The 12,195-nt window shown below is 64.6% G+C and carries 10 protein-coding genes and 1 riboswitch; of the genes, 6 read left to right on the forward strand and 4 right to left on the reverse strand.

The features are described from left to right. Window positions 1–1,721: acyl-CoA dehydrogenase (locus ABIV12_RS17240; protein WP_348061646.1), on the reverse strand; the 1,721-nt coding region annotated here is incomplete at its 3' end. 197 nt (window positions 1,722–1,918) lie between these two features. Between ABIV12_RS17240 and ABIV12_RS17245 the strand changes: the two genes are divergently transcribed. The 5 genes from ABIV12_RS17245 to ABIV12_RS17265 all read left to right on the forward strand — a co-directional run bounded on the left by ABIV12_RS17245 (window position 1,919) and on the right by ABIV12_RS17265 (window position 6,683). Next, complete coding sequence (locus ABIV12_RS17245; protein ID WP_348061648.1) at window positions 1,919–2,500, forward strand: TetR/AcrR family transcriptional regulator; 582 nt, start codon at window positions 1,919–1,921, stop codon at window positions 2,498–2,500. Window positions 2,501–2,762: 262 nt separating this feature from the next. Continuing rightward, on the forward strand, window positions 2,763–4,544 hold the full coding sequence (locus ABIV12_RS17250) for a phosphoenolpyruvate carboxykinase (GTP) (RefSeq protein WP_348061650.1): 1,782 nt from the start codon (window positions 2,763–2,765) through the stop codon (window positions 4,542–4,544). 175 nt (window positions 4,545–4,719) lie between these two features. Continuing rightward, entirely contained in the window at window positions 4,720–5,280 is a 561-nt protein-coding gene (locus ABIV12_RS17255) for a sigma-70 family RNA polymerase sigma factor (protein ID WP_348061663.1), read from the forward strand. Beyond that, window positions 5,277–5,762, forward strand: coding sequence for a hypothetical protein (locus tag ABIV12_RS17260; protein ID WP_348061652.1), 486 nt, complete (start codon window positions 5,277–5,279; stop codon window positions 5,760–5,762). Before ABIV12_RS17255 ends, ABIV12_RS17260 begins: the two co-directional genes overlap by 4 nt. An 18-nt stretch (window positions 5,763–5,780) precedes the next feature. Continuing rightward, window positions 5,781–6,683 (forward strand): DUF4097 family beta strand repeat-containing protein, encoded by a 903-nt coding sequence (locus tag ABIV12_RS17265; RefSeq protein ID WP_348061654.1) that lies wholly within the window; start codon window positions 5,781–5,783, stop codon window positions 6,681–6,683. A 57-nt stretch (window positions 6,684–6,740) separates the two neighbouring features. Here the strand turns inward: ABIV12_RS17265 and ABIV12_RS17270 are convergent, their stop codons facing one another. From ABIV12_RS17270 to ABIV12_RS17280, 3 genes are read right to left on the reverse strand one after another with little or no spacing between them, the layout of a single operon-like run. Then, complete coding sequence (locus ABIV12_RS17270; protein ID WP_348061655.1) at window positions 6,741–7,829, reverse strand: homoserine dehydrogenase; 1,089 nt, start codon at window positions 7,827–7,829, stop codon at window positions 6,741–6,743. Further along, window positions 7,826–9,007, reverse strand: coding sequence for a cystathionine gamma-synthase (metB, locus tag ABIV12_RS17275; RefSeq protein ID WP_348061657.1), 1,182 nt, complete (start codon window positions 9,005–9,007; stop codon window positions 7,826–7,828). Before metB ends, ABIV12_RS17270 begins: the two co-directional genes overlap by 4 nt. A gap of 1 nt (window position 9,008) precedes the next feature. Continuing rightward, window positions 9,009–10,052: a homoserine O-succinyltransferase gene (locus ABIV12_RS17280; RefSeq protein ID WP_348061659.1), complete on the reverse strand. Its 1,044-nt coding sequence runs from the start codon at window positions 10,050–10,052 to the stop codon at window positions 9,009–9,011. Window positions 10,053–10,136: 84 nt separating this feature from the next. Next, a riboswitch (SAM riboswitch) is annotated at window positions 10,137–10,258 on the reverse strand. Window positions 10,259–10,576: 318 nt separating this feature from the next. Between ABIV12_RS17280 and ABIV12_RS17285 the strand changes: the two genes are divergently transcribed. Next, window positions 10,577–12,181: a peptide chain release factor 3 gene (locus ABIV12_RS17285; protein WP_348061661.1), complete on the forward strand. Its 1,605-nt coding sequence runs from the start codon at window positions 10,577–10,579 to the stop codon at window positions 12,179–12,181. Window positions 12,182–12,195: the final 14 nt, after the last annotated feature.

Below are 12,195 nucleotides of genomic sequence, written 5' to 3' on the forward strand. Positions count from 1 at the left end.
TTGCCGATCCTGCCAAACGCGAGGCCGAGCACGAAGCTGCGTACTGCGTTGGAAATCGCAAACCCGACGTGTCCCCACAGTGCGGAATCGAATGCCTTGAGCTTCTCGCGATCGTCCTCGAGCTTGAGCGACTGCATTTCGCGCAAGACGTACGGATGGCAGCGAATCGCACCCTGACCGAAGATCATCAGGCTGCGCGTCATGATATTCGCGCCTTCGACGGTGATCGCGATCGGTGACGTCTGCCAGCCCCGGCCGGCATAGTTGTTCGGTCCGAGCTGCACGCCCTTGCCACCGTGCACATCCATCACGTCCTTGGCGACTTCGCGACCAAGCTCGGTCGCGTGGTACTTCGCGATCGCCGACGTCACCGCCGGCTTTTCGCCGCGATCGACGGCAGCAGCGCTGCTGCGCGCGAGCGCGCTGATCGCATAGGTGTAGCCACCGATGCGCGCGAGCGCTTCCTCGATCCCTTCGAAGCGCCCGATCGCAATGCCGAACTGCTTGCGGATGCGTGCGTAAGCGCCGGTTGCAATGGCGCCCGCCTTGACCGCGCCGGCCGCGTTCGACGGCAGCGAGATGCCGCGACCGATCGACAGGCATTCAACCAGCATGCGCCAGCCCTGCCCGGCCATCGCTTCGCCGCCGATCAGCTGTGCCAAGGGAACGAATACGTCCTTGCCACGCACCGGACCATTCTGGAACGCGGCGTTCAATGGAAAGTGGCGGCGCCCGTATTCAAGACCCTTCGTGTCGTGCGGGAGCAACGCAAGGGTGATGCCGATATCCTCGACATCGCCGAGCAGGTGTTCCGGATCATGCATGCGGAACGCGAGACCGAACAGCGTCGCAATCGGCGCCAGCGTGATGTAGCGCTTGTCGAACGTGAGCCGCACGCCGATCACGTTCGCTCCATTCCACTCGCCCTTGCAGACGATGCCGTAGTCCGGAATGGAGGTAGCATCCGAACCCGCATACGGCCCGGTCAACGCGAAGCACGGAATCTCACGGCCATCGGCAAGACGCGGCAGGTAGAAATCACGCTGCTCCTGCGTGCCGTAATGCATCAACAACTCGCCCGGCCCGAGCGAATTGGGCACGCCGACCGTCGACGACAACGACCCCGAGATCCCCATCAGTTTCTGCAGCACCGCAGCCATCGCAAGCGCGGAGAACTCGAGGCCGCCGTAGGCCTTCGGGATGATCATGCCGAAGAATTTGTTCTTTTTGAGGAACGCCCAGATCTCCGGCGGCAGGTCCGCCAGTTCATGCGTGATCTGCCAGTCGTTGACCATCGCGCACACCTCCTCGACCGGCCCGTCGAGAAACGCCTGCTCTTCCACCGACAGCTCAGCCTTGGGTTGCTTGAGCAAAATGCGCCAGTCGGGCTTGCCACTGAAGAGCTCGCCTTCGAACCCGACCGTGCCCGCATCGAGCGCAATCTGCTCGGTCGACGACAACTGCGGCGTCACCTTCTGGAACGCGGCGAGCAACGGCGCACTCAGCTTGCGGCGGCGGAAGTCGACCATGGTCAGCGGCAACGCGATCAGCGCAAGCAGCAGAAGGGGAATCGCGATCGCCAGCGTCGATGAGCCGGCGAACAACCCGACCATGACAGTCGCTGCAGCGGTCGCAATCGCCCACGCAACCAGCCGCACGCGTGCAAACGCGCAACCGAGCGACACCAGCAGCGCAGCGAGAAAGGGAATGAAAGCAATCACGACAAGACTCCTTGCACGTTGCGAACGGGGGTTCGACCAGCAGACATCGAGCATACCATACGCCGTAGTATGGAACCCTCGTGAACGCCCGGTCGCCGATACGATCGTTGCGCGCGATTCAGCCGAAGTGTCGGCAAATCAGGGGGATGGCTGGCCCGGCGGTTTTCAAGCGACGGTGCCTCAGGCACACTCCGGCGATGAGCGCCGAGCCCGTCAAACTGGAGCCGAAAGCCCGCCTGTCCGCGGCGGACTGGGAACACGCAGCGCTCGCCATGCTCGCGGAAAGCGGGCTGGCAGCAGTGGCGGTCGAACCGCTTGCACGTCGCCTCGGGGTGACCAAAGGCAGTTTCTACTGGCATTTCGCGACGCGCGAGGCACTGATTCAGTCCGCGGTGGAGCGCTGGGAAAGCGAGGACGAAACCTTCATCAGCGAAGTCATGTCGTCGGTGGGCGATCCGCGCGAGCGCGTGCGCGAACTGATTCGCCAGGTCAGTCTCCGTCGACCGAGCCATGCAGTGTTTGCCGCGCTGCTCAAGTCCATCGACCTTCCGTTGATCCGACCGTCCATCGAACGCATCCTCGAACGTCGCATCGCGTTCGTCACCGGCGTCTTCCATCAGGCCGGATTTGACGAAACCACCGCAGCGAATCGCGCCCGGCTTGCGTTCTCGGCCTATGTCGGCTTCGTGCAACTGGCGCAGATCGGGCAGCCGAAGATGAGCCACGACGCGTTCGAGGCATATATCCGCGACTTCATCGAAATTCTGATTCCGCACTGACTGGCGGTTCTCGAGACTGCATGCGGAAGCGTGCGCTCAATCGGACACACGTCGATCCTGGCGAGTACCGCCCACGTTCTCCATGGTGATTCGGGCGAATCCACCAGCAGCGCCGATGAGAACGTTTACATCGGGTCCGCGCGGCGGGTGGCCAAGCCCGGGTTCGCTCACTCGTGCCGCACCCCGCCTTGCACGCGCAAAGGGCCGCGGCTACCGTTCTGGCCATCCTTCATTTCCATGCGGGCACTCGCGCCCGAACATCATGACCAGCCAGCTTGCCCGCTTGAACGCGTGGGTCGACGACGTCGCCCGCCTGACGAAACCCGACCGGATCCACTGGTGCGACGGTTCCGACGCCGAGAGCGCGGAACTCACCCGGCAGATGCTCGCCGACGGCACGCTGCTGGCGCTGAATCCGGACACCCATCCCGATTGTTACCTGCACCGGTCGGATCCATCGGATGTTGCGCGCGTCGAGCACCTGACGCTCGTCGGCACGAACAAAGAGATCGATGCCGGGCCGAACAACCACTGGATGGAACCGACAGCCGCACACGCGAAGATCGATGCGCTCTTCGATGGCTGCATGCAGGGTCGCACGTTGTATGTGATTCCCTATTGCATGGGTCCGATCGATTCGCCGATCTCGCGCTGTGGCGTCGAGATCACCGACAGTGCCTACGTCGTCGCGAACATGCGCATCATGACGCGGATGGGTGCGCCGGCGCTCGCGCGGATCGAGCGCGAAGGCACGTTCGTGAAAGGCCTTCATTCGGTCGGCGACCTCGATCCCGACAAGCGTTTCATCATGCATTTCCCGGAGGAGCTGTCAATCAAGTCGATCGGCTCGGGGTATGGCGGCAACGCGCTGCTCGGAAAGAAATGTCACGCATTGCGCATCGGCAGTTTCCAGGCGAAGAACGAAGGTTGGCTCGCCGAGCACATGCTGATCGTCGGCATCGAGAATCCGAAGGGCGAAACGCACTATATTGCGGCAGCGTTTCCGTCGGCATGCGGCAAGACGAATCTCGCGATGCTGATTCCACCGGAAGGCTATCGCAGCGCTGGCTGGAAAGTGTGGACGGTCGGCGACGACATCTGCTGGATGACTCCCGGCGCAGACGGACACCTTTACGCGATCAACCCCGAAGCCGGCTATTTCGGCGTCGCGCCGGGCACCGGCAAGACCACCAATCCCAACGCACTGACGACGATTCAGAGCAACACGATCTTCACCAATGTCGCGCTCACCGCCGACAACCAGCCGTGGTGGGAAGGGCTTCCCGGAACCCCTGCAATCGATTGGCAGGGGCGCGCCTACGATCCGGCGAATGGGCCGGCCGCGCATCCCAATTCGCGCTTCACGGTCTCGGCACGCCAATGTCCGAGCTGGTCGCCGCATGCGGAAGATGCGCAGGGCGTACCGATTTCGGCCATCGTGTTCGGCGGTCGTCGCCCATCGCTGGTGCCGCTGGTGTTCGAGGCAAAGGACTGGACACACGGCGTGCTGGTCGGCGCGGCGATGGGATCGGAAACGACCGCCGCAGCGACGGGCGCGGTCGGTGTGCTCCGTCGCGACTCGATGGCGATGAAGCCGTTCTGCGGCTACAACTACGGCGACTATTTCGCGCACTGGCTGTCATTCGACCAGCCCGGCGCGAAGCTGCCGAAGATCTTCCACGTGAACTGGTTCCGCAAGGGCGCCGACGGCAAGTTCCTGTGGCCAGGTTTCGGCGACAACCTGCGCGTGCTCGAGTGGATCATCGATCGCTGCACGGGCGATGCGGGTGCGGTCGAAACACCGATCGGATTCCTGCCCGAGCGGCACGATCTGCATGTCGACGGGCTCGCTCTCGATGCGGCGACGCTCGATGCGCTGCTCTCGGTCGATGCGGCCGGATGGACCGATGAGGTCGCCGCGATCGGCGAGTACCTCGATTCGTTCGGCGCGCGCATGCCGGGTCGGTTGAAGGCGGAGCAGCAGCGGGTCGCGCGTGCATTGGCTGCGGCTCGATCGCCGGCCCGGAAAGTCGCGTCCGGTTAGGCCGGACGTGCTCCAGCGACCGGCGCTTTTCGCTCTTCAACAGGCAACGGCGCCGGCCGACGAAAAAGGTCGTCCGGCCTACGAGCTCATTTTCACCCGGTAACGCTTAAACCCTGACGCGCCTTGCAGCATCCAAGGTGGCAAGATGAATGCCTGCCTTGCCATGCCCTTGCCGATGAGCGATGCGCCACGGACCGACGTCGTCACCGAGCCGTCCGACAACGACCTGGTCCGACGTGCCGTCGGCGGCGACATGCGCGCGTTCGAAGCGCTGTATCGTCGCCATGGCAGTCGCGTCCACGGCGCTGTCTGGCGGCTGAGCGGAATGAACCCGTCGCGCGCCGAAGAGCTGACCCAGGAAGCATTCGTGCGGGCGTGGCAGAAACTCGGCAGTTTCCGCTTCGAAAGCGGGTTCTCGACCTGGCTGCACCGTCTGGCGGTGAATGTTGCGCTGATGGACCTGCGTTCGCGCGATCCGGAAGATGCGGTCGAGAACGATGTGCTCGAAGCGGCGCTCGATCCGGTCAGACCTTTCTGTGCCGGCGAGCGGGCCGATCTCGAACAGGCGGTCGCGAAATTGCCGCCGCGCGCACGCGCCGTGCTCGTGCTGCATGATGTCGAGGGATGGAAACACGAGGAGATCGGCCGGGAACTCGGCATGGCGGTCGGCTCGTCCAAGGCACAACTGCATCGCGCGCGCGGTTTGCTGCGCAAGATGCTCGGAGAAGCGGCATGAGCGATTTCGAACTCCAGCGGCGCCTGCGTGCGATGAATGAAGCGCGTCCGCCGCAGAACGATCTGTGGTCCGGGATTGCCGCGCGCATCGCCGCCGAAGAGTCCGCTGCCGCGACGAGGCATCGGCGCAACGGGCGACTGCCATTCGCAGCGGCAGCGGCGTTGCTTGCCTGTGTGATCACCGGTTCGCTGGTGCTCGGCCTGCGCGGTCCCGGCAGCGAGCTCGCACGGCAGACGGGTACGCATTCCGCGCTGGCCTCGTCGCAGAAATTGCGCGACTTTGCACGCGATGCTCGCGAATCGTCGCGCGCATCGATGGGTGACCCGCGCCTGATCGGCGCGGCTGTGGTGCTCGATTCGGCGCATGCGGAGCTGGAGCAGGCGCTGGAGCTGCGTCCGGATGCGGTCTTCCTGGTGAGCCTTCTCAACCGCACGAATGCGCGTCGCATGAAACTCGATCACTTCGGCGCGAACGCCGGCTAATTTCTGGAGCACGTCCGAATGAGACCGCCATCGACTTTTCCGTTCGCCGCGCTGCTGCTGTTTGCCGGCCATGCGATCGCCGAAACGCCGATCAGCGAGAGCCGCGCGGTGAATGCGAACGCGCGCATCGACGTGTCGAACGTGAAGGGCAGCGTGACCGTGAGTGCGTGGGACCGCAACGAAGTGGGCATCAGTGGCACGCTCGGTGATGGCGCGAAGGGCCTCTCGATCGAAGGCGGTGGCGACCATCTGGCGATCAAGGTGCAGACGCCCGACAAGCAGGGGTGGTTCAGCTGGAGCGCCGACACCCGCATGGGTGACACCAGCCTCGACATCAAGGTGCCCAAAGCGGCAGAGATGAAAATCGAAGTGGTGAGCGCGGACGTCACGCTGAGCGGCGTCGCCGGCCGCTCGCTCAAGGTCGATGGCGTCAGTGGCAAGCAACGTCTCGATTCGGGCGCGAGCGATGTCGAGGTGGGCAGCGTCAGCGGCAGTGTCGACCTGGTCGGCAAGAGCGACCGCACGCACGTGGAAACCGTCTCGGGAAACATCCGCGCGCGCGGGTTGACCGGCCAGATCAAGTTCGAAACCGTGTCGGGGGATATCGACGCGGACAACGCAAGTTATCGCGACATCAGCGCCGGCACGGTATCGGGCGACATCACGCTGCGCGGAAAGCCGGAGGGTTCGGCGCGCGTCGACGTCGAGACGATGAGTGGCGACGTGCATCTGTTCCTCCCCGGCGAGGCATCGACGCGCCTGCGTGCGTCGAGCTTCAGCGGCAGCATCCGCAGCGACTTCGGGTCGGTGAAGGAACCCGAGCACGGTCCCGGCAGCAGCCTCGATGCATCTGTCGGCAGCGGCGATGGTCAGGTGAAGATTGAAACCTTCAGCGGCGACGTCGACATCCGCAAGCCATAAATCCATTTGGTGGAAGCGTGTGGTGTCGATGACGGGCGCCAGGCCGGCCGTCATCGTTCAACGCTGTGCTGCCGCCGATGTCTGCAGCGCCAACACATCCCCCAGCAATGCCTGCGCCGTGACTTCCGGTCCGGCCCCGGGCCCCTGGATCACCAGCGGCTGAGCGCGGTAGCGCAGTGTCGTCAGTGCAAACAGGTTGTCGGTACCGCCCAGCCGTGCGGCCGGATGAGTCGGTTCAACGTCGGTGAGTCCGACGCGCGCATGGCCGTGCGCATCCAGCCGCGCGAGGAATCGCAGCAGCCGTCCCTGCCCCGCCGCTTTCGCACGACGCGCTTCCAGCGGTGCATCCAGCTCTTCGATGCGCGCGAGAAAGTCTGCGGCGTCCACGTTCCGCAAAGCCGCCGGAACCAATCCATCGACATCGACGTCGGCGACGTCGAGTGGATGCCCCGCGCTGCGCGCGAGGATCAGCAGCTTGCGCGCCACATCCGCGCCGGACAGATCGATGCGCGGATCGGGTTCCGTGTAGCCGCAAGCGCGCGCTTCGCGCACCAGCGCGGAGAACGGCCGGGTTCCGTCGAACTGGTTGAACAGCCACGACAGCGACCCGGAGAACACCCCTTCCAGCGTCAACAGTCGATCCCCACATCCGCGCAAGCGGCGGAGTGTCGACAACACCGGAAGACCTGCGCCGACCGTTGCCGCGTCGCCGTACACCGCACCTGTACCTTCGCTGGCGCGGCGAACTGCGGACCATGTGTCGAGCGACGAACCCGTGGCTGACTTGTTCGCACTGACAACGTGGTAGCCGCGCCCGAGCCAGTCGGCGTGTCGCGCGGACGTGAGTGCGGACGCCGTCGCGTCGACCACGACGCGGCAACGTGACCCGCTTGCGTCGAGTGACGCGAGCAACGCCGCATCGTCACGCAACGACGACGCGGACGACAGAGCGGTATGAACGCGTGTGGGCACGATGCCACGTGCGCCCAGCACCTGACGCGTCGAATTGGCAACGCCCACCAGATGCACGCCCCCGGCCGACGGCGTCGCCAGCAATCGCAACAGTGCACTGCCAACGCCACCGGTACCGAGCAGCACCAGTGCGATGCCGATTTCGGATGCTGGCGATTTCAGCTGTGCGCTCACGCACGCACCTTGCGTTGTCCGCTGCACGCCTGCGCGCGTTCGAGCGCCGCGGCGAGATCGGCGACGAGATCCGCGCCGTCCTCGATGCCGACCGACAACCGCAACAGCGAATCGCCAATGCCGGCAGTGCGGCGCGCTTCGGGCGCCATCGATGAATGGGTCATCGTCGCTGGATGCGCAATCAGGCTCTCGACGCCGCCGAGCGATTCGGCGAGCGAGAAGAATTCGAGGCCATCGAGGAACGCCTCGATGGCGGCGAAACCACCGTCGAGCTCGAAACTCAGCATGCCGCCGAATCCGCTTTGCTGCTGGGCGGCGAGTGCATGCCCGGGATGTGCGGGCAGTCCGGGCCAATAGACGCGCGCGACTGCGGCATGCTCGTCGAGCAAAGCTGCGACAAGCGCGGCGTTTTCCTCGTGCGCGCGCAGCCGCGGACCAAGCGTCCGCAGTCCGCGCAGGGTCAGGAAACTGTCGAACGGTGCGCCGGTCAGGCCGAGGCAGTTCGCCCACCAGGTCAGTTGCTGCGCGGTTTCGGCGTCTTTCGCGATCACCGCGCCGCCGACGACGTCGCTGTGGCCATTGATGTACTTCGTGGTCGAGTGCACGACGATATCGGCGCCGAGCGTGAGCGGGCGCTGCAGCGCTGGCGAGAGAAAGGTGTTGTCCACCACGCAACGCGCGCCAACAGCACGGGCACCCTGCGCAACGCGACGCACGTCGGTGATGCGCAGCAGCGGATTCGACGGCGTCTCGACCCATACCAGGTCGGGCTTGTGAGCGAGCGCTTCACCCAGTTTCGCCGGATCGGTCAGGTCTGCGAACAGGAGACGGAAGCGTCCCTTTTTCGCCCATGCGTCGAGCAGACGCCAGGTTCCGCCGTAGCAGTCGTGCGCGGCAAGCACGAGTCCGCCGGTCGGAACGAGCTCGAGCACCAGCGCGACGGCGGCCATGCCGCTCGCGGTGATCACCGCACCGGCGCCTTCTTCAAGATCCGCAAGGGCTGAAGAGAGCTGGTCGCGGGTCGGGTTGCCGCTGCGCGAATAGTCGTACTGGCGCTTTTTCCCGAAGCCTTCGAACGCGTAGTTCGTGCTCAGGTGAAGCGGCGGGACAACGGCGCCGTGCTGCGTGTCCGATTCGATGCCGGCGCGCACGGCGCGGGTAAAGGATGTGGAACCCATGTCATGTCCCCTGGTGATCGAGCGCTTCAACGAGCAACGCACCGATCTGCGAGGCTTCCTTGAGGAACGCATCGTGGCCGTAGCGCGAATCGATCACGTGCAGTTCGGCGGCGGCGCCGCAGCGACGCTGCAGGTCGCACAGATCCGCCAGAGGAACGACACGATCGGAGGTGATGCCGATCAGCGTTGTCGGGACGCGCACGTCTTCCGGCCGCACGCCGTGCAGGTCGATCGATTCGGACAGCGCGAGAAAGCGCGCAGCACTGAATCGCTGCACAAAGCTCGCACCGGCGGCCTTCAGCCACTCTTCTTCGGCGAAATGGTGGTGGTCGTCGTCGGCGTCGAACACCGGCGCGTCCGCGCAACGCTCGGAGAATTCCAACGCGCTGCGATAGGTCGTCATCGCGAGGCGGCGTGCGAGATCGAGTCCGGCAGCGGTGTCGCCGAGACGATCACCGAGGCGAACGATTTCACGCTGCAGGTTGCGGATCGCGATGCTGAGCGGATGCGCGCGATGCGCACCGGCAATCGCAACCAGCCGGCGCGTGCGCTTCGGATGCCTGGCCGCGAACGCGAGACCGACCATCGCCCCGTAAGAGGCGCCGACGAATGCATGGACGCAGCCGATGTCCAGCCCCGTGAGCAGCGCAGCGAGCGCGTCGGCCTGATCGGTTGTCGATACGGCCAATGCATCGCCGAGATCGGAACGCTCCAGCCAGTCGATCGACAGCACGCGGAAACGGTCGGTATCGATCGCCTTCCCCGGTCCGGCCAGCGCCTCCCACCAGCCCGCTCCATCTGCGTCGCGCACCGTTCGCCGATCCGCCGAGATGCCACCCTGCACGATGATCACCGGTGCGAAAGCCGCCCCGCGCACCGCCCAGCGGATCCGCACGTCGAGGGCCTCGTCCGCATACTTCGGCACGAACCGGACGACCGTGTCGCCATTGCGCTCATCGCGCAGGACAGGAACAGGGACACCGACAGCAGCCGCCACAGTGTGGCAGTCCGATTCGGCAGTGAGGGAAGCAGCGTGCAGGCTCATGCAGGAATCTCCGTTTCGCCCATCGACCGCAGGAAACCGGAGTGCATTGCAGCGCTGCCGGACGCGTGGCCCGGCGGACATTGCAACCCATCTCTCGGCGAACGCATCGATTGCGTTCCCGCGGGAGTTGGCACCATGACGGAAATGGATTTCCGCAGGTTGCCCCGGCGTCAAAGGGCCTTTCCCTCAGCCGGTCTTGATGAGCAGTGACCGGACTCTATCGACATTCCGGACCATCGTCAATAGCCGTTTAGACGTCTAGACGTCCGTGTCACATCAACCGCAGGGCAGTTCCGCGACCCGGCACCGCTGCCGGGCGAACCGGGCACTGTCAATGCCGGACTGCTGCAGCAAGGGCCGCTGCAAACGCCTGTTCGAGGCGATGTGCCCTCGCGTCCCCTCGGGCGGCGCTCTTGCAGGGTGGCGTTTGCCGCACGCCACGCTGCCCATCGCGGCCGACATCGACCGATGCGCGCGGCCGCGACTTGTTATCATTGTCCGTTGCCTTCCGCCGTGCGCTCCCGATGTCCGACCACCACACCGAAACCCACCGCCGACGGACCTTCGCGATCATTTCGCATCCGGATGCAGGCAAGACCACCCTGACCGAAAAGCTCCTGCTGTTCGGCGGCGCCATCCAGATGGCTGGCTCGGTGAAATCGCGCAAGGCCGCGCGCCACGCCACGTCGGACTGGATGGCGCTGGAAAAGGAACGCGGCATCTCGGTCACCAGCTCGGTGATGCAGTTTCCGTACGAGGACAAGATCATCAACCTGCTCGACACGCCAGGCCATGCGGATTTCTCCGAGGACACCTATCGCGTGCTGACGGCGGTCGACTCTGCGCTGATGGTGATCGACTGTGCCAAAGGCGTCGAGGAACGCACCATCAAGCTGATGGACGTGTGTCGCCTGCGCGACACACCGATCATGACGTTCATCAACAAGCTCGATCGCGAAGGCCGTGAGCCCATCGATCTGCTCGACGAAGTGGAATCGGTGTTGCGCATTCCGTGCGCGCCGATCACCTGGCCGATCGGGATGGGATCGCGCCTCAAGGGGGTCTATCACCTGCTTCTCGACGAAGTCCACGTGTACGAGGCCGGCCGCAATTTCACGCGCCAGGATTCGACCATCTTCAAAGGACTGGACGATCCTGCGCTTGCGGAGCGCCTCGGCCCGGCGATGCTGAAGGAACTGCGTGAAGAACTCGAACTCGTACAGGGTGCGTCGCATCCGTTCGATCTCGAAGCGTATCTCGCCGGTCGGCAGACGCCGGTGTTCTTCGGATCGGCGGTGAACAACTTCGGCGTGCAGCCGCTACTCGATTTCTTCGTCGAGCACGCGCCGTCGCCGCAAGCACGATCCACGACGACCCGCGCGGTGTCGCCGGATGAAGAACAGATGAGCGGATTCGTGTTCAAGATCCAGGCAAACATGGATCCGATGCACCGCGACCGCGTGGCGTTCCTGCGCGTCTGCGCCGGCCGCTACGATGCAGGAATGAAAATGCTCCACGTGCGCAGCGGCAAGGAAGTGCGTATCGCGAATGCGTTGACCTTCATGGCGTCGGACCGGGAGATCGTCGCCACGGCGTATCCAGGCGACGTGATCGGCCTGCACAACCACGGCACGATTTCGATTGGCGACACCTTCACGTCCGGCGAATCGATCTCGTTCACCGGCATTCCGAATTTTGCGCCCGAACTGTTCCGGCGCGCGCGCCTGCGCGATCCACTGAAGATGAAAGCGCTGCAGAAAGGGCTGGCACAGCTCTCCGAAGAAGGCGCGACGCAGTTTTTCCGCCCGCTGATGTCCAACGACCTGATCCTCGGAGCGGTCGGGGTGCTGCAGTTCGAAGTCGTTGCCTACCGGCTCAAGGACGAATACAGCGTCGAGTCCGCATTCGAGAACGTCGGCGTGGTCACTGCGCGCTGGGTGCGCTGCAGCGACGCGAAGAAGCTTGAGGAATTTCGCGAGAAGAACGCGATGAATCTTGCAATCGACGCAGCCGGGGACCTGGTCTACCTGGCGCCCACGCGGGTCAACCTTCAGCTGACCGTGGAGCGTTGGCCTGGCGTCACGTTTGCCGCCACCCGGGAGCACGCGTATGCCGTCGAGGCTGCGTGACCGAAACTCTCCGC

This window comes from Dokdonella sp. (assembly GCF_039926425.1).
In the GTDB taxonomy this organism is placed as follows: Bacteria; Pseudomonadota; Gammaproteobacteria; order Xanthomonadales; family Rhodanobacteraceae; genus Dokdonella_A.

Coding starts and splice junctions, on each gene's coding strand:
- ABIV12_RS17245 (WP_348061648.1), top strand. CDS start 1,919: ATGAGCGCCGAGCCCGTCAAACTGGAGCCGAAAGCCCGCCTGTCCGCG.
- ABIV12_RS17250 (WP_348061650.1), top strand. CDS start 2,763: ATGACCAGCCAGCTTGCCCGCTTGAACGCGTGGGTCGACGACGTCGCC.
- ABIV12_RS17255 (WP_348061663.1), top strand. CDS start 4,720: ATGAGCGATGCGCCACGGACCGACGTCGTCACCGAGCCGTCCGACAAC.
- ABIV12_RS17260 (WP_348061652.1), top strand. CDS start 5,277: ATGAGCGATTTCGAACTCCAGCGGCGCCTGCGTGCGATGAATGAAGCG.
- ABIV12_RS17265 (WP_348061654.1), top strand. CDS start 5,781: ATGAGACCGCCATCGACTTTTCCGTTCGCCGCGCTGCTGCTGTTTGCC.
- metB (WP_348061657.1), bottom strand. CDS start 9,007: ATGGGTTCCACATCCTTTACCCGCGCCGTGCGCGCCGGCATCGAATCG.
- ABIV12_RS17280 (WP_348061659.1), bottom strand. CDS start 10,052: ATGAGCCTGCACGCTGCTTCCCTCACTGCCGAATCGGACTGCCACACT.
- ABIV12_RS17285 (WP_348061661.1), top strand. CDS start 10,577: ATGTCCGACCACCACACCGAAACCCACCGCCGACGGACCTTCGCGATC.